Raw genomic sequence first — 19739 nt, 5'->3', positions numbered from 1 at the left:
GTTCTGCTTCTTAGCTATGTTCCTAAATTACCGAGCAAATGAGGTGGAAATTGGGGTAGAGGAGAGAAATATTTTGCTGATTAAGTTAGCGATCGCTGATATATAGTAGCATGGTCAAAGATATTACCTTTAGTATCAATCCCTTGAATCTCTAAACGTTCTGGATAGACTTCAATGGCAGCAAAACTCAACTTGGAAACTGAATAAGCCGTCCAGTCGGATTTACCTACAGGACGCAGTTTTGCCCCAGCACCACAGGTTAAATATGTTGTTCCTTGTAATGGATTTGTTCTTTCGTAATGATGGTCATGACCATTGAGATATAGCTGAACTCCATAACGAGAAAATAAGGGCGTAAGCTGTTTGACTAAACTGAGATGAGTTCCATGTTCTCCTGATGAGTAAACAGGATGATGACCAAACACAATTTTCCAGGGTTTAGTAGATTTTGCTAAATTATTTTCTAACCAGGTCAACTGTTTTTGCCAAGATGCTTCTGGATTAGTATCAAGGGCAAAAAACTGGACGTTTTTTCTAGTGAAGGTGTAGTAACGTCCTTGCATATTGAAGTCTTGATAGTTAATCTCATCAACTCCATTGTTGGTCAAAATATCATGATTGCCGATCGCTGCATAAAATTTGACCTGTTGCTGGAGTAAATCCCGATAAGGTATTTCAAAAGTGTCATGGATTTTGGCGGTTTCACCATATTCGTAGATGTTGTCTCCTGTCAAAAGAACTAAAGGAAAAGGATTAAGATTGGAATAGCAACTGATGGTTTTGGCAACTGAATATTGATGATTGTCCCCCGTTCCCACATCGCCAACTGCCACAAAACGTAACTGGGGGGAGGACTTTGGGGCAGGAAAGGAAGAACAGGCTTGAAATTTTAACGGGTATTGATAAGCTCGGTAGCGATGACTGCCTAAAGCTAAACCCAAACTACCTAAAGCTGTAAGTCCTAAAAAATTACGTCGTTTCACTGATTTTGCTAAGATCTTCGGCGATTATGCTTGAGTAATCTAGCTTACAGGTCAAATGGGGTAAAAATTGGGGTAGGAGCAATTTTAATGAATATTAATTAATCGGTAATTTAACCTGAAAACAACTGCCTATATCAATTTGGCTAGTTACCGAGATTTCACCCTGATAACGTTTGGCGATCGCCCTAGCAATAGACAATCCCATACCCATTCCACCAGCTCTTCGAGTTCTGGCTTTATCTGCTCGCCAAAAGCGATCAAAGATTGAGGATAAATGTTCTGGTGCAATACCAAATCCTGTATCTGCGATTTTGACTAAGATATTCTGTCGCTCTTCCTTCATGGAGATGATAACTTTGCCGCCCCCAGGAGTATATTGCAGAGCATTTTCAATTATATTTCTAAATAGACGAGCTAATTCTGCACCATCTCCTTGAACCATGATATTTGGTAGCAAATGAGATTCTAAAGTGATCTCCTTGGCTTGAGCCGATGATTGAAATAGTTCGAGTAAATCCTCTAAAATTTCAGTTAAAGAAAGTTCGACCCAAGATACTGTTTCCTGAAGACTACCTGAATCGATTCTAGTTAATAATAGTAAATCTTCTACTAATTTAATCGTATGGTCGGTAGCTGAGGCGATCGCACCAATTTTTTTTAGGTCTTGAGGATGAAGTCGCTCTGGATAATATTCCATTACCTGAACTGAGGTTTTGATGGCTGCTAAAGGACTACGCAGCTCATGGGCAGCATCAGCAGTAAACTGTTTGAGTTGCTCAAAGCTTTGCTCGATTGGTTTGAGAGACTGTTTTGTCAACCAAATCCCCCCTAAGCCAGTCAAGCCAATCACACCAATCCCACCAATACCCAAACCCCAACGCAGACGGGTCAAAATTACTTCAATTTCGTCAGTAACCTGGTTGGCACGAATGTATCCCTCTAGCTGTTTTTGACTATCACTACCGCTATAAGCTGGTAAGGTTACAGTTCTGATTTTTTTCTGTCGTCCAAACTGCCATCCTGGTTGGGGCGGTAGATCGTTTAATAAGATACCTGCATTTCCAACCAGACGCTTTTGAGCGTCAAACCATTCCACTCCTTGATCTGGCTGACGTAAATGCTCCCAAGGAATATCTAAATCGCCATCGCCATCGAGGTAACGTCTTACTCTTGCAGGTGGAGGATTTCCTGCTAATCCTATTTCCTGGTGTCGGTCGTAGTTAGCTTTAATAGTTGAGAGATTATGAGAAGCAGCTTGGGCTAAAACTTCTAAACGCCGATCCATTTGTTCGTAAAGATTATGACGGGTATATTTGTAGATTGCTAAAGCGGAAAGACCCAAAATTGTCATCATTACACCCATGTAGGATAGCAACAGTCGCCATCGTAATGCTTGGGAACTAAGATTTTTAGACTTGTTTGAGACGATATCCAAAACCATAAACTGTCTCCACTAAATTGGCAGGCGCGCCCACCGCTTTTAATTTTCTGCGTAATGTCTTCAAATGCACTTTAACCGTTTCTTCCGAAGGAGGATCGTCAAATGTCCACAGGCGATCGATTATAGTACTGCGACTTACCAGCTTACCCTGTTGGCGTAACAGCAAATCCAGCAAGCCATATTCTTTGGGAGTTAAGTGTATTGGTTGTTCTTGATAGGTAACTTGGCAACTACTACAATCGAGTAATAAATCTCCCCATTCGAGTACTGGCAATAAATTAATGTTGCCCCGTCTTAGTAAGGCGCGAATTCTGGCTAATAACTCAGGTAAATCGAAAGGCTTAACTACATAATCATCTGCCCCTACGTCTAAACCCATGACGCGATCGCTGCTCATATCTCTAGCTGTTAGCATCAATACAGGAGTCATACTGCCTGTTTGCCGTAATCTTTGACATAAACTAATGCCATCTAGCTTAGGCAACATAATATCAAGGATAATTAGATCGTAGACAGCAACTTCCATAAATGCCCAACCCATCTCTCCGTCGGTTGCAGCATCTACGGCATAGTGTTGCTTGTCTACTAAAACTTCTACCAATGCTGCTGCTAATTGTTCGTCATCTTCGACCAATAGAATTTTCATGGCAGTTTTAATCGTAATCCCAATCGATAATTGGCTAAGTCGAGTTTACAACTAAGATTAATCTTGAAACGTAAAGAAATTAAGGTAGTAAAGTTTTATTTAAACAATTCAAATACCTGACGGCAAAATAACTTTAACTGTTTTTCTGCATCTTTTGTTGGTTGACATTGACCGACACACTGCCAATTATCTATGGTGGAAAACTTCCAAGCTTGACCAACGTGACTAAAGCCACAAGTTTCTACACCAATAAATTTCTCTTCTTCTTTTGCTGTCGGGTCTTTATAAAAGCGAATTTGGACTAAAATACTATTGCTTTGATAACGTCTACTCCACCCAGGAAAGTGAAATCCAATATCAATCGAATCTGGATCGACCAACTCTCGGGTATCGGGATCGTTTTGCCAGGGTTTTAGATCGGCTTTAGCATCGGGAAATTGTGCCTTGAATAAAGTGACAGTAGAAGCAATCTTAGTTGTGATGTTTAAACCTCTAGCTCTTTCCGACGCATTCATATTCGATCTCCTATAGTTAACACATATTTAAACATTTATTTATATAAGGATAAATTAGGTTTACCGTTACTATAGTCAAGTTTGTTTAATTCGCTACGATATTTTTTAAATTTTAAGAGAGTAAATAATTTCTAGAGTTATGAATAACCCAATTTTGATCGAGGAGAACAACATAAATGAAAGAGGTTTGAAGACCCCAGATTGCTCAAAAGAGGTCACCATTATACGAAGCATTACGACAGCATCAATTAGTGAAGATTGGTCAAATAAGTGATAATCCCTTGTAAACCCAAGCGATAGCTCTCTCCACCAAAACCGCTTATTTGACCGATAACTACGGGGGCAATATAGGAGTGATGCCGAAATTCTTCTCTCGTGTATATATTGCTCAGATGTACTTCTACTGTGGGAATGCGCACTGCTGCGAGCGCATCTCTGATAGCAACGCTCGTATGGGTATAAGCACCAGCATTTATAACAATTCCTTGGTGCTTTTCTCTGGCATCATGTATCGCATCTACCAGTACCCCTTCATGATTAGACTGCAAGCAGGTAATATTAGCTTGCAGTCTTTGAGCATCTATTTCTAAAGCTTTATTAATCTGCACTAAGGTGAGTGAACCATATATTTCAGGTTCTCTTAAACCTAACAAATTTAAGTTAGGACCATGCAAAACTAGTATGCTGACCTTAGACAAAATTCAACTAAAATAAATAAGCTTTAAACAAATGACTAACGATAGCGACGTTGGCGATCGTCAACTGGTACGGGAATAGCTTCCCTTTCAGCTTCGGCTTCGGGTCCCATCAAAACCTCGATTAGTTTTTGAGCTAAATCTCTTAGTTTATCTAGTAGTTGTTCTATATAGTCCATCGGATTAACGACTCCTTCAGGATAATTTTAATGTTAGTCTTCTTATTATGTCGGCTTTACACCCACCGAGCTTATAACTTTTTATATAAATTTGACAATTCTATATAAAAATATTACTTTTTAGCTCTATACTCCCATTCTACAAAATTTTCTACCTGGTTAGGTACATCAAAGTTCATAATTCTGGAGCTATTACTAAGGTTAGCACAAGCTGAGATGATGGGTATATATTACCAATAAATCCTGGTTATCTTAAGATTTTCCTCAAGATTGCCACTTAATACGGAGTTGAATTATGGTTTCTGTTACTCGATCCGCAATGAAGATACAAGGGTTTAATTTTTAATTATTGATGTTACCTGTTTCTTACCATCGCTAGTAACGACAATAATGTTATTTCCCAGAGTACCGCTCGCTTTTTCTCCTGTTAATCTAGCTTGAGGATCTGCTTGTTCGTAGATTACATCACCGATCGCTTCAACTTTTTCGCTTTCCATCGTCCAGGTTAATTGACGAGCATATAATTCGGATGCTTCTCGTCGGTTAATGCCTCGCACCCCATCTTTTAATACAGCTATTTGTTGCTGGAGATTAATTTCACCTTGATTACCCGTAAGACTAATTTGGCGATCGCGGTCTAAGATCTGAATTGGTTTATCTGTCTGACCAACACGCTGTTGATAGTTCCAAATGAAAGATTGACTCGCTGCTTGAATATTTGGCTCAAGAGAGACTAATTCAATATTGTCATTTAGAGTAGCGACATTGGCAGTCAAATCTACTTCACCTCTGTCGCTAACCAGCTTGTCTGTAACGTTTTCCTTTTCATCGTAGCGGACAATATCCACCGCACCAGGACTAGTAACTTTATTTTGAGGAATATTCCAAAGCAAGCGATCGCTTTTTAACTGCAAACCTGGCTCTTCGGTAGTAGCAACAACATCACCTTCTACTTCCAATTGTTCTGTATCGGTAAAGTATTTTCCTTTCTGAGCCGTAACCTTCAAATTATCCTGAATTCCGTTTAAATCTTCTTTAATCAATAATAAGTTTTCCTGGGGTCGCCATTCTACAAAATTGCTCTCGATCGCACTATCATTACGCGGATCGCTAGCCATTATATTTTCGTTAAAAATAATGACATTGCCATTATCTTTAACTTCTCCTTTATTGGCACTAATTTTGAGAATAATTTTGCCATCTTGTAAAAGATTGCCCACAACTCGATCTAAATTAGCAGTTTGTTTATCTTCGCTATAAACAATGCTATCTGCTTTAATTTTCCAAACAGTATTATCTTGTCTGTTCGATTGTTCTAAAACGGCATTATTGAGCAGTAATTGAGTATCTAGACGGCTTTCTCTCAAATTTTGAGGTGAAGGATCGGGAGGAGACATCTGACAGCCAGAAAAAGAGATCGCTAGGAGGAATAACAAGTTGTATTTGAAGAAATTTCTGATTTTAAAATTGGTAGTCTGCAAATTTTCTAGAAAAAAGAGAATTGTCTAAACTCTACTTTAACTTGGGAACAACAGTTAATAGAGTTAAAGCGATCGCTTTGAATGCCAAATTAAATCAATAATTCGCTCCTAATTGCGATCGCTATTATATTTCACGGAGTAATTGCCAAACTTAATTACTTATTACTTATTACTCATTACTCATTACTAGTGTTCGTCTAAAATACCAAATCCAGAAAAACTGCGATAAGGATCGCTATGCTTGGTAGTTTTTTGAATATCTTCTTTAATCTGATCGAGATCGATATAGCGATCTGCTACATTAATCAAACTATCGCTAGTCATAGAACGCAAGCTGACTACTTCGACTCTCGCACCACGATAACTTACCGCATCTACTGCATAAGCAAGATCTCCATCACCACTAACCAATACCGCCGTATCGTAAGCAGAAACTAACGCCATCATATCTACAGCAATTTCTACATCCAAATTCGCTTTTTTTGAGCCATCTGGTAGCTGTACCAAATCTTTAGCGATCACTCGATAACCATTACGGCGCATCCAGAGTAAGAATCCTTGTTGCTTTTCGTTAGTGCGATCTACTCCTGTATAAAAGAAAGATCTCAGCAGTCTAGAACCACCAGTAAGGCGATATAAAAGTTTGCTGTAGTCTATTTCTATCCCTAATTGCAGCGCAGCGTAAAACAAATTTGAGCCATCAATAAAAATAGCTACTCGCCCTCTATTTTCTAAAATTTGTTCTGGTGTAAATATAGGGTCACTTCCAAAATTATCCAACATTGTCTTAAGCCTCATTTTTATGAAAAAAGTATTCTATTTGGGTGGATTAGCCCCATGATTACTGACTACCAGGGCAGTCAAACCGAATATTCTAGTTTTATAAGGAATCTGGAATTTTTTATGATTTTTACCAACTATCAAAGTCTTTTTTAAAAAAAGTTTTGCTATTAGTAACCTTATATCAGTTAAAAAATATACTGAGTTAAATTACCAGTCATAATTTAAGCTTCTGAGGATAATTCCAATCTAGAAAAGACTGGACTTGCCTTGTCCAAGGTTTGTTTGATAGCTAATTTGCCCCATTGTGAATGAATTAAAAAATCATCGACTGTTTGAGGATAACGATCGGTATTAAAATTCCAATCAAACCCCAACTGTTGATAAATTTTGGTACTGATGTCGGGAATTATCGGAGATAATAAATAAGCAGATAAACGTACAGATTCGAGAACGGCATATAAAATTTGTTCTATTTCAGCTTGCTTCCCTTCTTTAAATAAAGTCCAAGGCGCACTGTCATCAATATATTTGTTGCAAGAACGTACTAAATTGAGAATTTCTTCGCAACCTTGACTGAATTGAAGATTGTTATTCATTTGAACAATGCGATCGCCCAAATCCATACCAATACTTTTTAAAGGATGATCCCCGCCATAGTCAGCACTGGTCAACTGCGGTGCATTACTTTGACAATATTTTTTCAACATTCCCAAAGTACGATTGAGGGAGTTTCCCAGAACGTTAGCCAGATCGTTATTAAGCACTTCAATAAAACGAGTTTCATTAAAATCGCCGTCTTTACCTAGTTCAATTTCTTTTATAAAGTAATAACGTACTGCATCAGCACCATAGCGATCGACTAAATCAAAAGGGTCAATGGTATTACCCAATGTTTTTCCCATTTTGAGTCCATCTTTGGTCAAAAAACCATGACCGAACACTTTGGTTGGTAAAGGCAAACCAGCAGAGGCTAACATAGCAGGCCAGTAAACCGCATGAAACCGTAAAATATCTTTACCAATTAAATGTAGATTAATGGGCCACCATTTAGATAAAGCATTATCTAAAGTTGGTTCGTCTTCAGGATCTAGTAAAGCTGTTACATAGCCCAAAAGAGCATCAAACCAGACATAGATGGTGTGTTTATCATCTACGGGAATAGGAAAACCCCACTCTAGATTGACGCGAGAAATGGAAAAGTCTTTTAATCCCTGTTTGACAAAGTTGAGTACTTCATTACGTCTACTAGCTGGCTGAATAAAGTCTGGGTTCGACTGATAAAGTTCTTCTAGCTCTTGTTGGTATTGAGAAAGACGAAAGAAATAATTTTCTTCGTCGCGCCATTCTGCTGGTTTATTGGTATGAATAGCGCAATGATGGTCTTCAATTAATTCTCTTTCTTCCTTGAACTCTTCACAAGATACGCAATACCATCCCTGTTGGCGATCTAGATAGATATCTCCTTTTTGCCAAACGCGATCAAAAAACTCATTAACGATCGCTTGATGTTTAGGCGCAGTTGTGCGACTAAAGCGGTCGTATTTGATGTTTAATTTGTCCCACAGAGATTTAAAACTATCAACAATGCGATCGCAATGAATCTGGGGTTCGACGTTTTCCTCGGTAGCAGTGCGCTGAATTTTTTGTCCGTGTTCGTCTGTCCCCGTAATAAACAGTACGGATTTACCCTGTAAACGCTGAAATCTGGCTACCGCATCGGCGGTAATGGTAGTATAGGCACTGCCAACATGAGGCACACCATTAACGTAATAAAGAGGGGTAGTTAAAGAAAATTTATGGTTATTAGCAGAATTGTTCATTTAAGTTAACGGGAACTTGCTCGACTTAAAAGGGTATAGATTGTATAGCCTCCTAGATTCGATAGCAATAGATAAACTGACAATTATAGATGTCATTACTTTTGGTTATATTTCTCTAAGACATTTGTTTTAATGAATTAGAGAATGATGTTTTTATTTGAGAGTTATTTATTCAACTCATAAACAAGTATCAATTATTACAGGGATTTAAGTTAACGTTAAGGAAAATACTTAATAAATTTTCGATTTCGTTAACAAAGTTAGTTTCGATTAGATATATTGGGGTGAAATTATTGATTTAAGCTTAAATATAGCTCTCTCAAGCTGAAAAAATATAAAGGTTTTGTTAATTATTCGATCTTGATATTCGTTAATAATCTACTTAATTTACCTATCCAATAAAGATTTAGGTCTCAATTATCTAAATAAGCTGATAATCTAATTTAATGCTATCTTTTACCCCCCGTTTAATTGCTCAATCTCTCACATCAGCGGTTAACCTTCAGTTAACTCATTCTTATATCGATCGCATTCCTCAAGATATTCCTACTATTGTTGTTAGCAATCATCGTAGTTTTCTGGACGCACCAATTTTAATTAAAACTATTCCCAATACTTTACGCATTGCATGTCATCATTACATGGGACAAACTCCCTTAGTACGAGAAATGGTTGATTCTTTGGGTTGTTTTCCTCTAGCATCCGCCGATCGACGACAACGCCAGTTTTTTCAACAAGCCAGTCAGCTTTTGACTTCTAGACAATGGGTTGGCTTATTTCCTGAAGGGACTAGACCAATGATTGAACCTACTGCACCCGATCGCATTGGCGAGTTTCATCGCGGTTTTGCTCATTTAGCCTGGAAAGTACCCATCGATCGTTTGGCAGTTTTACCAATCGCGATCATGTCTTTGTCTGAGACTAACTATCCTAGTATTCCCATTCGTTGGCTCAAGCAGTTCGACCGCGATGAACCTTTTTTTGAACGTCAAGGCCTACATCCAATGCTAGTCTACCATCGTGTCAATGTGGCGATCGGTCGTCCCTACTTGATTAGCAAATCCAAAAAACAAGAATATAAGGGCAGACAAGCGAAAATACTCGCCACAGAGTTAACTAACTATTGCCAGGATCGAATCACAGAGTTATTAAAGGAAGGGACGTATAAAGGATGAAGGCTGAATCTAAAGAAAAGGGTGTATAAATCCCGATCAAAGATTAAATGCTACAGAATGATTATTAAGTAAATTTAAGTTTTAATATATTTCTTTCATATATTATGAATTTTGATAAGAGCGTAGAATTTATTGAACCCAACAAAATCAATCGAGATGCTCCTTTGTTTGTGTATCTTCCTGGGATGGATGGTACTGGAGAGCTACTACAAACTCAAGCAGACAAGTTAGCATCTTGCTTTGATTTGCGCTGTCTATCAATTCGCACAGATAGCTACAGCACTTGGCAAACTTTAGCCAAAGATACAATCGAATTAATCCAGATAGAATTAACTCGCAAGACAAATAAAGAAGTGCATTTATGTGGCGAGTCTTTTGGTGGCTGTTTGGCTTTAAAAACTGCATTAGCTGCGCCATCTTTGTTCGATAGACTAATTTTGGTTAATCCGGCTTCTTCTTTTAATCAATTTCCCATTTTGGGATTGGGGGTAGGGATTACTCCCTGGCTACCAACTTGGTTACACCGCTATTCTGCTGCGGGTTTGTTACCCTTTTTAGCCAAGTTAAACAGAATCAACGATTGCGATCGCGTTAAACTAGTAGAGAGCATGAAATCTCTACCTCCCCAGGTAGTCAGTTGGCGTTTGTCCCTACTCAGAGATTTCAAAGTTGCAGACGAACAGCTACGTAGTTTAAATATTCCTACTCTAATTATTGCTGGTGCAGAAGATAGCCTTTTGCCTTCAGTAGAAGAAGCAGATAAATTGATCTCTCTTTTACCCACCGCTTGCAAGACAGTGCTACCTCAAAGCGGTCATGCATGCTTGCTAGAAACTGAGATCGACCTCTACGATATTTTAGTACAAGAAAATTTTATCCAACCCAATAGGATTGCAGTTAGTTAATTGCTTTGGGGTGTTTTTGCCTTAAAGCGTAACCTTGGCTTCCAAAGACTTGAGATATTCAGTATTAACTTTAGACTCTCTCACCAGAGCAATTTTACCCGTACGAGCAATTTCTCTAATACCAAACTTGTTCAACATTTGAATAATTGCGACAATCTTGCCAGGATCGCCAACAACTTCAATCGTGACGGCTTCTTCTGAAAGATCGACAATTCGAGCGCGAAAAATTTGAGTAATTTCAATCACTTCAGCGCGATTGGAAGCATTCGCGTTAACCTTAATCAGCATCAATTCCCTTTCTACACTAGGCTGTTGGGTAATATCTTGTACTTTCAATACGCTAATCAATTTATAAAGTTGCTTAATTAGCTGTTCGATTACTTGTTCGTCTCCAGGCACAACCATAGTAATGCGAGACACCCCAAGTTGTTCGGCAGATCCTACTGCCAAACTCTCGATATTAAAACCGCGACGGGCAAATAATCCTGCAATGCGCGTTAAAACTCCTGCTTCGTCTTCTACCAAGACAGAAATAGTGTGTTTCATCATAGCCGAAAGATAGTGAATTGTTATAAGGTTAGTCTCTCATCATAAAATGAATCTGCCAGATCGATAAGTAATTAATTCTATCCGTCCAAATCATGACTAATCTCAGCGTTAATTTGAACAAAGTAGCTCTTATTAGGAACACTCGCAATATTGGTATACCCAGCATTACCAAAATGGCACAAATCTGTATTGATGCTGGGGCAAAAGGGATTACAGTCCATCCTCGTCCCGACCAAAGGCATATTAGACCAGGAGATGTTTATGACCTAGTAGAAGTAGTTAAAGATGTGGAATTTAATATTGAAGGAAATCCTTTGGAAGTGTCTTTTATGGAAATTGTTCGTAGAGTTAAACCAACTCAATGTACTTTAGTCCCCGATACACCCGATACTTTTACTTCCGATAGCGGTTGGGATTTAACTAAAGATAAAGAGCGTTTGATCCCAATTATTCAAGAGTTACAAAGTCTTGGCAGTCGAGTCAGCTTGTTCATGGATGCTGATGTCGAGCAGGTTAGTCTTGTCCCTAACACTGGTGCAGAAAGAATTGAACTATATACCGAACCCTACGCTACTGCATTCCGCGAGAAACAAGATTTAGACTCTACTTGGCAAAAATTTGCCGACGCAGCTAAAAAAGCTCAAGAGTTAGGTTTGGGAGTTAATGCAGGACACGATCTTAATCTAGATAATTTAGCCAAATTTTGCACCATTCCCCATATTTTGGAAGTATCAATTGGTCATGCTCTAACAGCAGAAGCTTTGGAAATGGGTTTTTATGATACGGTTCGAGCCTATCTCAAAATTTTAGGCTAAAAATCAATCCTAAATTCTACATCTCGCTCTTGAAAGCCCGATCTTTTAGATAGTCGATCTACTTTCGAGCGAGACAAGCATCTTCCATCTTCCATAAATTTTTTTTTATTCTTTTTGCTGAAATAGTTTCAGTATTAATTATTATTTAAACTATTTTGAAACCTCTTGAAAAGGATTGATAAATAAAGGTTAATTCCTCTCTTAACGTCTATTCAAATTAAATGTAACATTTATTACTAGCAATAGTTAGAATTAATTTTGTAGCAAAATTAACTTTAAGTTTCTTTTTTTCTATGTTAAAACCTAGAAAGAAAGTTGGCAATTATTAATTATATCCCTTGATAGGTAGGTATTTTCAAAATACTAATTAATATAAAAGCCAAGTATTTTGTGAGGATAAAATTACTTATGGATAGACAAATGTGTTGGTTGTTGGATAGCCAAAATAGACAAATTATCGTACTGCATTTACGAGAACATGCTTACCAACCTTGGAAACCTTATAATACTTCTAAATATTCTGTACCAGACTATCGCATTCCAGGTGGTTCTAAAGGATGGGCTACTTATCAGCATTTACGCAAAGCTGGATGGAATTTAATTCCTACTGCCCAAGCAAATAGCTACGCTCCATCAGCAGAAATCATGGCAAAAAGAGCAGCATAAAGTATATTTTGAAACACCAGAATCTAAGTAGTTAGATATAATTACAAATTCACTAGTTGCTGAAAATATTTTAATGTATTTATATCTACCTACTTACAATTTAGTGGGGTTTCTATTGTAGATTAATTACTCTCCTACCCCCGCATAATCAACTAATAAAGATAGCTTTTGACGCAATGTTTCTAAGCCCAGGCGATCGCTGGCAGAAATGAACAAAGCTAAAGGAAATTCATCTTTTGCTTTAGCTAAAGTATCACTATCTACTCGATCTAGTTTATTGAATACTAGTAATATAGGACCAGGAGCGATCGCCATTTGTCCCAAAATTTCCATCACAGAACGAATTTGATTTTCCCAAGTAGGATGGGATAGATCTACCACATGAAGTAAGGCATCCGCTTCGGTAACTTCTTCTAATGTGGCGCGAAAAGCATTAACTAGGGGTGGTGGTAGCTGTTGAATAAATCCCACTGTATCGGTTAGGAGTATATTTTGAGGTGCTGCGGTATCTGCATCTGCTATGGACAAGCGACGAGTTGTGGGGTCGAGAGTGGCAAAAAGTTGATTCGCCACATATACTTCTGAGTTAGTCAAAGCATTGATTAAAGTTGATTTACCCGCATTGGTATAGCCGACGATCGCCACACTGGGAACATCTTGTTTTTGTCGTTGCTTGCGCATCCGCGAGCGGTGAGCTTGTAATTCATTTACCTGTCGTTGTAAATTGGCAATCCTCTTTTGAATACTCCGTCTTTCGGTTTCTAACTTGGTTTCTCCTGGGCCTCTAGTTCCAATCCCACCCCCCAAACGAGACATTGCCTGTCCTCTACCTACCAGGCGGGGCAGCATATATTCTAGTTGAGCAAGTTCTACCTGTAGCTTCCCCGCACGGGATTGGGCGCGTTGGGCAAAGATATCGAGGATGATTTCAGTGCGATCGACAACGCGCACTCCAAACTGGCTTTCTAGGTTACGAATTTGTGCGGGAGATAGAGAGCGATCGAATGCAACTAAATTTGCTCCCAAACTTTGCACTTTCAAGGCAATATCTTGTACTTTTCCTTCCCCCACTAGGGTTCGAGGATGGGGACGAGATCGCTTTTGATGAATAGTCTCTAAAACTTCTCCCCCCGCAGTATCGATCAACCCCTCAAGTTCGTTTAAACGATCTTCAAATTCTTGGTCGGAGATTTTGTCTGCTTGCAAACCTACCATGACAACGCGATCGTGGTCTGCATCCACCTGTTGGGCAACATATTCCCGTTCAAATTCCGCTTCTAAGCTTTCAACTAAATCTAAAAAGTCTTGCTCGCTCAAAGCCTTCAAACTCATAGACTCGGATACCGACCAGTACTCTTGTTCTCCTGCAATCGCTTCGGATCGGGGCAATAAATGAGCTAGATAAACATCCTGTATATAACCCGTCGCCCCACCACCACGCTTTAATTTACCCGTACCTGTAAGAGTCAAAATGGCTAGAGCATCGAGTCTTTGACAAACCATTGCTGTCAGGCTAGATTCCTTGGGAGGTTCGGCTTTTAATTTTGTAGCAATACAGCGAATCCCCGAAAGGCGTTTTTCACCATAGCGAGGCAACTCTAAAGGAGGAATTTGGGTCTGGCGAGCATTCCCCACCCCAACCCTAATTACTTGTCCTCTACGGTTCAAGTAAGTGCAAACTGGTTGATTAATATCAGTACTAATAGCAGCCAATCTTTGAGCAAATTCTGGAGTAACCAGCACATCTCCAGGTAGCTTCTGATGGTAAAGTTTTTTTAGTTGCTTAACCTGACTAGATTTTAATCCTTTATATTTACCGTATATAGTGTCGATTGGTGTTGCCCCAAACTCAATAAAAATATTCCAATATACTCTAATTTTAGCGATTTTAAGTTTTTTTTGTCCCTCTAGCTAGACAGTAATTTATAACTTGTAACTTATTATTCTTCATTCATAAATTTGCGATCGTGGTAAAAATTGTCCGCCGTCAATCTTTGGGAAAACAAAATGTATACGATATTGGTGTCGAGTACCATCATAATTTTTTGTTAGGGAATGGAATGGTGGCATCAAATTGTTTTAACAAGTCTCATTCCACCGCTTATGCCTATGTAAGCTATCAGACTGCTTATCTTAAGGCAAACTATCCTGTCGAGTATATGTCGGCTTTATTGACTGCTAGCAGTGGCAATCAAGAAAAAGTAGACAAGTATCGCGAAAATGCTCAAAAAATGGGAATTAGCATTCTTCCCCCCAATATAAATCGCTCCGAAGAAGATTTTGTTCCCCTCGATGATAATCATATTTTGTTTGGCTTTTCTGCCGTCAAAAATTTAGGACAAGGTGCAATTGAAAATATTCTCAATGCCAGAAATAGCGATGGCGAATTTAAGTCTTTAGCAGATTTTTGCGAGCGAGTAGAATTACGCACAGTTAATCGTAGAGCTTTAGAAACTTTAATTTATTGTGGTGCTTTTGATCCCGTACAATCTAATCGCAAACAATTAATTAATGATATTGATGTTCTCATTTCTTGGGCGCAACAGCGCAATAAGGAAAAGGCTAGCGGTCAAATGAATCTGTTTGACATGGGAATAAAGGATCGGAGTGAACCGATTTTTGAACAAGCACCAAGCACCTCAAAGGTAGAAGATTATCCCCTACAAGAAAAACTGCGTCTGGAAAAAGAATATATTGGCTTTTATATTAGCGAACATCCTCTTCAAGCAGTTAACCAAGCAGCCCAAATTTTATCTCCCATTAGCTTAAGTGCTTTATCCGAACAAAAAGCCAAGCAAAAAATAAGTGCGGTAGTAATGTTAAATTCGGTGAGAAAAATTATTACTAAAAAAGGCGATCCCATGGCATTCGTGCAAATGGAAGATATTACAGGAGAAGCAGAAGGAACGATTTTTCCCAGCACCTATGAAGCTCTAGAGCCATTATTAGAAGAAGGAAAGCAACTAATTGTCTGGGGTAAAGCACAAGAAAGAAATGATAAATATCAGCTAATTATTGATGATGCCGAGGCGATCGAGCAAGTCAAAATGATTATGCTGGAAATTACTCCCGAACAGGCATTAGATCCAGCTCAAAGTAATTATTTAAAAATAATATTGTCCCAACAATCTACCGAACCACATAAGTTTAAAATTCCTGTAATTGCTGCGATCGGAAAAGGAGAACAAAGACAGTTTATTCGCTTCGGACAAAAATTTTGGGTACAAGATGAAACTAAAATTGTAACATCTTTGCAAGAAGCAGGTTTTAGAGTACATTGTGAGCCATTGCTATCTCAGTAAGACTAACTAATAAATTCATAATTCCATGATTTTACTGATGACATTGAGTACAAAAATATAGTTTGCTAGTAACTAGTATCAGTCAGAATTGATAATTATTTTTTAGAGATAAATATACTTGGTCAAAAAGCAAATTATGAGATATAAACATGGATATAAGATAACTAATACAATATAATGCAATTGCCAAGTACAATAGCATTATAAAATTTATAATCATATTTATTCATTCCAAAATAATAAAATTAGATAATATTTTTACTGCCTTAGTCTAGTATCCATAATAGATATCTAAAAGTCTACAATCACATGGCTGATACCAAATCAAAACTAATTTTAGTCAAGTTAAATAAAGCCGATCTAGCGCAAGGAAGGCACGTACTAATTGTGGAGTCTCCAGAATCAAGAAGGGCAGTTTCTGTCAATTCTCATGTCTTTTCTATCGGCCGCCATCCTCATAACGATTTGGTGCTTAACGATCCTTTGGCATCTCGTCATCATGCGACTGTAGCTTGGATGAGATATACAGAAGATGGACAAAAAGCCGATTATTCTTACTGGATCATTGATGGCAAAGGAAAGACGAAAAGAAGTCGTAATGGGATTGTTATTAATGATAAGAAAAAATCTCTCCATCGTTTGAGTACGGGAGATATTATCCGTATTGGGAACGCCATCAAAATTTCTTATAATTATGTGACTTATACTACAGATAGCAGCCAATTTTTTAAATATTGCGATCAAGATAGAACAGAGTACAAATCTGATTCCTCTCAGCAAAAATCTTATAAAGAAACGGTAGTGATAGAAGATGCTTTTACACCAGAATAAGTATCGAAGACAGTAAAAAATCTTATATGTCCATACAGATATTTTTTTGTTCAGTAGTAGTGTTTTTACTTCTATGATCAGAAAATCGTTTGATAATTAATAAACAATTTCGATTTTGTTTGGTACGTTGATAGTCTAAACGATCTGCAATTTTATTGAGTAGAGGAATACCACGTCCGCTACTAAGCCAAGAATTATGTTTGCGAGCAGTTTTGACGATAAATTCTTGTAAGTTGAAAGCAGAACCATAATCCCAAATTCTAATTTCCAGATAATTTCGCCTCAGCAAGACTTCTATTTCAATAGTTATTTCTGGAGGAATATTTTTATGAGCGTGTCTGACTGCATTGGTGAATCCTTCTGCTAAAGCCAGCCGACACTCTAACCAATCTCGGCAGGGAATAAAGTCGCGATAAATTCGGTTAAATTCAAGTAATAATTTATCCAACTCTCGCAAGTCGCCCAGGACTTCAATATAAATTGTTTGTAAGACTTTCAAGTTATTTGTCACCTCAGAAAACTTGACAGGCAAAATGCTACCACACTATGTATTTTAGGGTTATATGTTTACTTTATTTTGGCAAAAAGCATCGAGATATTAGTTTATCTTGCTTTTGGTTCTGGCTTCTCGGAACTTGGACGTAATTTGGTTATATTGTATCTCAAGCTTTTGAGACAGCTTTTCGAGAGTCGGTGAATTGGTTGACTGTTCGCAGCCCTTACCGCACTTTCTTCTTTTTTTTAGTATCTTCAAAGAAGATGATGGTATTGAGCTATTTTTAATAATTTAGCCAGGAGATCGTTATATTTGATGAAAAAATTCGTTTTTGGTATCAAAACAAAAATTTTCTTGGATTTTGCTGTAAAAGTGATATCTGTTTGCTAGTTTATATAATATGTCCTACAGATGTTATTATCGTAGGCTATTGGGACACTCTTTTTAAGCAGTGATTGCCATAATCTTCGGTCATCAGATAAATAAATTATCAATTGTTTTATGGCTAAAATTCTGATTATTGACGATGATTTTACAACTCAACTGCTTTTAGAAAGAACTCTCAACATGAAGGGCTATGATATTATTTTGGCAAGTGATGGCGAAGAAGGATTGATCAAAGCCAAAGCAATTCGTCCAGCCTTAATTATTTGTGACTGGATTATGCCTCGCAAAGATGGCTTAGAGGTATGTTCGCAAATAAAGTCAATTCCAGAATTATCTACTACTTTTTTTATTCTTTTAACTTCTTTAGATTCTGTAGATGATCGCATTAAAGGTTTAGATGCTGGTGCTGATGACTTTTTGTGTAAACCCATTGAGATGAATGAGCTGACAGCTAGAGTTCGTGCTGGTTTGCGACTACATCAATTGAGTAGAGATTTACAAAATCAGAAACAGTTGTTGGAAACAGAATTAGCCGAAGCGGCCGAATATGTTAGTACTATTTTACCCGAACCCTTGCAACATCCATCGTTGAATATTGATGCTTGTTTTATTCCTTCGCGACAATTGGGGGGAGATAGCTTTGATTATTTTTGGCTAGACGATCGCCATTTGGTATTCTATTTGTTAGACGTTTCGGGACATGGTTTGAGAGCTTCTTTACCATCTCTTGCGGTAGTCAATTTACTACGTTCTCGTGGCTTGAGCAATGTAAACTATCATCGACCAGATACTGTATTAAGCGGGTTAAATAAGGCGTTTCAAATGAGCGATCGCAATGATAAGTATTTCACAATCTGGTATGGTGTTTATGATCGCCAAAATCGTAGTTTAACTTATTCGAGTGCGGGACACCCCCCTGCAATTCTGTTCACCTCAACCAATCGATCTTTAGAAAGACGCTTGAAAACACCAGGCGTACCTGTTGGTATGTTTCCTGATATTAAATATGTCAGCAATTCTTGTCAAATTGATTGTAATTCCAGTCTGTATGTTTTTAGCGATGGTTTATATGAAGTAGAGCAACAACCCAATTCTCCTTGGGGATTGGATCGGTTGATTAATTTGCTGAAAAAATATCAGCAAACCCCAGAAAGAGATTTACAACGATTATTGCAATACATTAGAACTTGGCATCCTAACTTTCAATTTGAAGATGATTTATCGATTTTGCAAATAGATTTTTTGTAGAGTATTTAAGATCGTAGCGATCGCAAAGTATTAGTCAAGTTATCATTCTATAAAAGAACAGTAGATAATTAATAAAATTATCTACTGTATTCAGATTGCCATTATAAAGTAATAATTACTCGCGATTGTTAGCTATTTTTGTAGCTGTTGATTAAATTCTGCGCGATTATCTAAAATAGTAAAGTATTCATCCATACTAGTAAGTTCAAATAGCATTTTTATTTGGTCGTTGATCGAACATAAGAATAAATCTACTTCAGCAGCCTTGAGTGATTTTAAAGCTTTAACTAAAGCTCCCAAACCAGAGCTATCCATAAAGGTAACGTTACTAAAATCAACCAAAATAGCCTGTACTCCACTATTTATGCTGCGATCGAGCTGATGTTGGAAATCATCAGTCTTAGTTCCATCTAAAATGCCTTCTGGTTCAATTATTTGAACGACGGAATTCATATAGTAAAATTGTTTTTAAGATTATAAAGTATTTGGTAAGTATAGCAAAATAAATGTCAGATAACGAATGAAAATTACTTTAGCATGGGACATTTATTTTCTACTCTATCTCTAAGTCCCTACCAATTAGTTGCTCAAGAAGTAGATTTAAAAAAAATCTAGTTGAGATATTTTTTGGTCAATATTAGAAACTAAGCAAAAAAATTGGTTTATTTATTAAAAGTTTTTCGTCAAACAAATTCACTCTATCAAATAGCACTATTTTTAGTATTAATAGAGTAGGATATTTCGGTGCATATGCACTGACAAATTATAGAGTAAGCTGCTGGTTTATTTTCCATTTCTCAAAATTCTGTATAAAGTCTAATG

The 19739-nt window shown here is 37.6% G+C and carries 20 protein-coding genes; 7 read left to right on the top strand and 13 right to left on the bottom strand.

The features are described from left to right. Nucleotides 1–80: 80 nt before the first annotated feature. The 9 genes from I4641_RS00690 to metG form a co-directional block, all read right to left on the bottom strand. Entirely contained in the window at nt 81–983 is a 903-nt protein-coding gene (locus tag I4641_RS00690; protein WP_229638495.1) for a metallophosphoesterase, read from the bottom strand. 94 nt (nt 984–1077) lie between these two features. After that, entirely contained in the window at nt 1078–2424 is a 1347-nt protein-coding gene (locus tag I4641_RS00685; RefSeq protein ID WP_229638494.1) for a sensor histidine kinase, read from the bottom strand. Continuing rightward, nucleotides 2393–3070, bottom strand: coding sequence for a response regulator transcription factor (locus I4641_RS00680; protein WP_229638493.1), 678 nt, complete (start codon nt 3068–3070; stop codon nt 2393–2395). Before I4641_RS00680 ends, I4641_RS00685 begins: the two co-directional genes overlap by 32 nt. A 95-nt stretch (nt 3071–3165) precedes the next feature. Then, a complete protein-coding gene (locus tag I4641_RS00675) occupies nt 3166–3585 on the bottom strand; it encodes a Tery_1686 family protein (RefSeq protein WP_229638492.1) in 420 nt (139 codons plus the stop codon). Nucleotides 3586–3833: 248 nt separating this feature from the next. After that, nucleotides 3834–4283: a type II 3-dehydroquinate dehydratase gene (gene aroQ / locus I4641_RS00670; RefSeq protein WP_229638491.1), complete on the bottom strand. Its 450-nt coding sequence runs from the start codon at nt 4281–4283 to the stop codon at nt 3834–3836. A gap of 35 nt (nt 4284–4318) precedes the next feature. Further along, a complete protein-coding gene (locus I4641_RS00665) occupies nt 4319–4459 on the bottom strand; it encodes a hypothetical protein (protein WP_229638490.1) in 141 nt (46 codons plus the stop codon). A 335-nt stretch (nt 4460–4794) separates the two neighbouring features. Next, a complete protein-coding gene (gene lptC, locus I4641_RS00660; protein ID WP_229638489.1) occupies nt 4795–5895 on the bottom strand; it encodes an LPS export ABC transporter periplasmic protein LptC in 1101 nt (366 codons plus the stop codon). Between the two features lie 231 nt (nt 5896–6126). Then, nucleotides 6127–6723, bottom strand: a complete 597-nt coding sequence (locus I4641_RS00655) for a LabA-like NYN domain-containing protein (RefSeq protein ID WP_229638488.1) — start codon at nt 6721–6723, stop codon at nt 6127–6129. Between the two features lie 221 nt (nt 6724–6944). Beyond that, nucleotides 6945–8543, bottom strand: coding sequence for a methionine--tRNA ligase (gene metG / locus I4641_RS00650; RefSeq protein ID WP_229638487.1), 1599 nt, complete (start codon nt 8541–8543; stop codon nt 6945–6947). A 446-nt stretch (nt 8544–8989) separates the two neighbouring features. On the opposite strand from metG, the gene I4641_RS00645 reads away from it, so the two are divergent. Then, on the top strand, nt 8990–9718 hold the full coding sequence (locus I4641_RS00645; protein ID WP_229638486.1) for a lysophospholipid acyltransferase family protein: 729 nt from the start codon (nt 8990–8992) through the stop codon (nt 9716–9718). A gap of 104 nt (nt 9719–9822) precedes the next feature. Then, a complete protein-coding gene (locus I4641_RS00640; RefSeq protein ID WP_229638485.1) occupies nt 9823–10623 on the top strand; it encodes an alpha/beta fold hydrolase in 801 nt (266 codons plus the stop codon). A 21-nt stretch (nt 10624–10644) separates the two neighbouring features. Here I4641_RS00640 and ilvN read toward each other — a convergent pair whose 3' ends face one another. Further along, nucleotides 10645–11169 (bottom strand): acetolactate synthase small subunit, encoded by a 525-nt coding sequence (ilvN, locus tag I4641_RS00635; RefSeq protein WP_229638512.1) that lies wholly within the window; start codon nt 11167–11169, stop codon nt 10645–10647. 95 nt (nt 11170–11264) lie between these two features. Here ilvN and I4641_RS00630 point away from each other — a divergent pair, with 95 nt between their 5' ends. Beyond that, nucleotides 11265–11987, top strand: a complete 723-nt coding sequence (locus I4641_RS00630) for a pyridoxine 5'-phosphate synthase (protein WP_229638484.1) — start codon at nt 11265–11267, stop codon at nt 11985–11987. Nucleotides 11988–12395: 408 nt separating this feature from the next. Continuing rightward, nucleotides 12396–12653: a hypothetical protein gene (locus I4641_RS00625; protein WP_229638483.1), complete on the top strand. Its 258-nt coding sequence runs from the start codon at nt 12396–12398 to the stop codon at nt 12651–12653. Nucleotides 12654–12779: 126 nt separating this feature from the next. Here I4641_RS00625 and hflX read toward each other — a convergent pair whose 3' ends face one another. Continuing rightward, nucleotides 12780–14486, bottom strand: coding sequence for a GTPase HflX (gene hflX / locus I4641_RS00620; RefSeq protein WP_369426698.1), 1707 nt, complete (start codon nt 14484–14486; stop codon nt 12780–12782). A gap of 134 nt (nt 14487–14620) precedes the next feature. Between hflX and I4641_RS00615 the strand changes: the two genes are divergently transcribed. Both I4641_RS00615 and I4641_RS00610 read left to right on the top strand, forming a co-directional pair. After that, on the top strand, nt 14621–15955 hold the full coding sequence (locus tag I4641_RS00615) for a helix-hairpin-helix domain-containing protein (protein ID WP_229638481.1): 1335 nt from the start codon (nt 14621–14623) through the stop codon (nt 15953–15955). A gap of 309 nt (nt 15956–16264) precedes the next feature. After that, on the top strand, nt 16265–16786 hold the full coding sequence (locus tag I4641_RS00610; RefSeq protein ID WP_229638480.1) for an FHA domain-containing protein: 522 nt from the start codon (nt 16265–16267) through the stop codon (nt 16784–16786). A gap of 22 nt (nt 16787–16808) precedes the next feature. Here the strand turns inward: I4641_RS00610 and I4641_RS00605 are convergent, their stop codons facing one another. Then, the gene (locus I4641_RS00605; protein ID WP_229638479.1) at nt 16809–17297 is read right to left on the bottom strand and encodes an ATP-binding protein; all 489 of its coding nucleotides are present in this window, start codon (nt 17295–17297) and stop codon (nt 16809–16811) included. Nucleotides 17298–17783: 486 nt separating this feature from the next. Here I4641_RS00605 and I4641_RS00600 point away from each other — a divergent pair, with 486 nt between their 5' ends. Next, entirely contained in the window at nt 17784–18917 is a 1134-nt protein-coding gene (locus tag I4641_RS00600) for a PP2C family protein-serine/threonine phosphatase (protein ID WP_229638478.1), read from the top strand. A 132-nt stretch (nt 18918–19049) separates the two neighbouring features. Here I4641_RS00600 and I4641_RS00595 read toward each other — a convergent pair whose 3' ends face one another. Further along, nucleotides 19050–19370, bottom strand: coding sequence for an STAS domain-containing protein (locus tag I4641_RS00595; RefSeq protein ID WP_229638477.1), 321 nt, complete (start codon nt 19368–19370; stop codon nt 19050–19052). Nucleotides 19371–19739: the final 369 nt, after the last annotated feature.

The organism is Waterburya agarophytonicola KI4, from assembly GCF_020640915.1.
Lineage (GTDB): Bacteria > Cyanobacteriota > Cyanobacteriia > Cyanobacteriales > Xenococcaceae > Waterburya > Waterburya agarophytonicola.
This window is presented reverse-complemented; position numbering and strand designations above follow the sequence as displayed.

Excerpts from the sequence above, each read along its gene's own strand:
- I4641_RS00645 (WP_229638486.1), top strand. The coding sequence starts at position 8,990 with ATGCTATCTTTTACCCCCCGTTTAATTGCTCAATCTCTCACATCAGCG.
- I4641_RS00680 (WP_229638493.1), bottom strand. The coding sequence starts at position 3,070 with ATGAAAATTCTATTGGTCGAAGATGACGAACAATTAGCAGCAGCATTG.
- metG (WP_229638487.1), bottom strand. The coding sequence starts at position 8,543 with ATGAACAATTCTGCTAATAACCATAAATTTTCTTTAACTACCCCTCTT.
- I4641_RS00655 (WP_229638488.1), bottom strand. The coding sequence starts at position 6,723 with ATGTTGGATAATTTTGGAAGTGACCCTATATTTACACCAGAACAAATT.
- I4641_RS00595 (WP_229638477.1), bottom strand. The coding sequence starts at position 19,370 with ATGAATTCCGTCGTTCAAATAATTGAACCAGAAGGCATTTTAGATGGA.
- ilvN (WP_229638512.1), bottom strand. The coding sequence starts at position 11,169 with ATGAAACACACTATTTCTGTCTTGGTAGAAGACGAAGCAGGAGTTTTA.
- I4641_RS00665 (WP_229638490.1), bottom strand. The coding sequence starts at position 4,459 with ATGGACTATATAGAACAACTACTAGATAAACTAAGAGATTTAGCTCAA.
- I4641_RS00625 (WP_229638483.1), top strand. The coding sequence starts at position 12,396 with ATGGATAGACAAATGTGTTGGTTGTTGGATAGCCAAAATAGACAAATT.
- I4641_RS00600 (WP_229638478.1), top strand. The coding sequence starts at position 17,784 with ATGGCTAAAATTCTGATTATTGACGATGATTTTACAACTCAACTGCTT.
- I4641_RS00610 (WP_229638480.1), top strand. The coding sequence starts at position 16,265 with ATGGCTGATACCAAATCAAAACTAATTTTAGTCAAGTTAAATAAAGCC.
- I4641_RS00675 (WP_229638492.1), bottom strand. The coding sequence starts at position 3,585 with ATGAATGCGTCGGAAAGAGCTAGAGGTTTAAACATCACAACTAAGATT.
- I4641_RS00685 (WP_229638494.1), bottom strand. The coding sequence starts at position 2,424 with ATGGTTTTGGATATCGTCTCAAACAAGTCTAAAAATCTTAGTTCCCAA.
- I4641_RS00640 (WP_229638485.1), top strand. The coding sequence starts at position 9,823 with ATGAATTTTGATAAGAGCGTAGAATTTATTGAACCCAACAAAATCAAT.
- I4641_RS00630 (WP_229638484.1), top strand. The coding sequence starts at position 11,265 with ATGACTAATCTCAGCGTTAATTTGAACAAAGTAGCTCTTATTAGGAAC.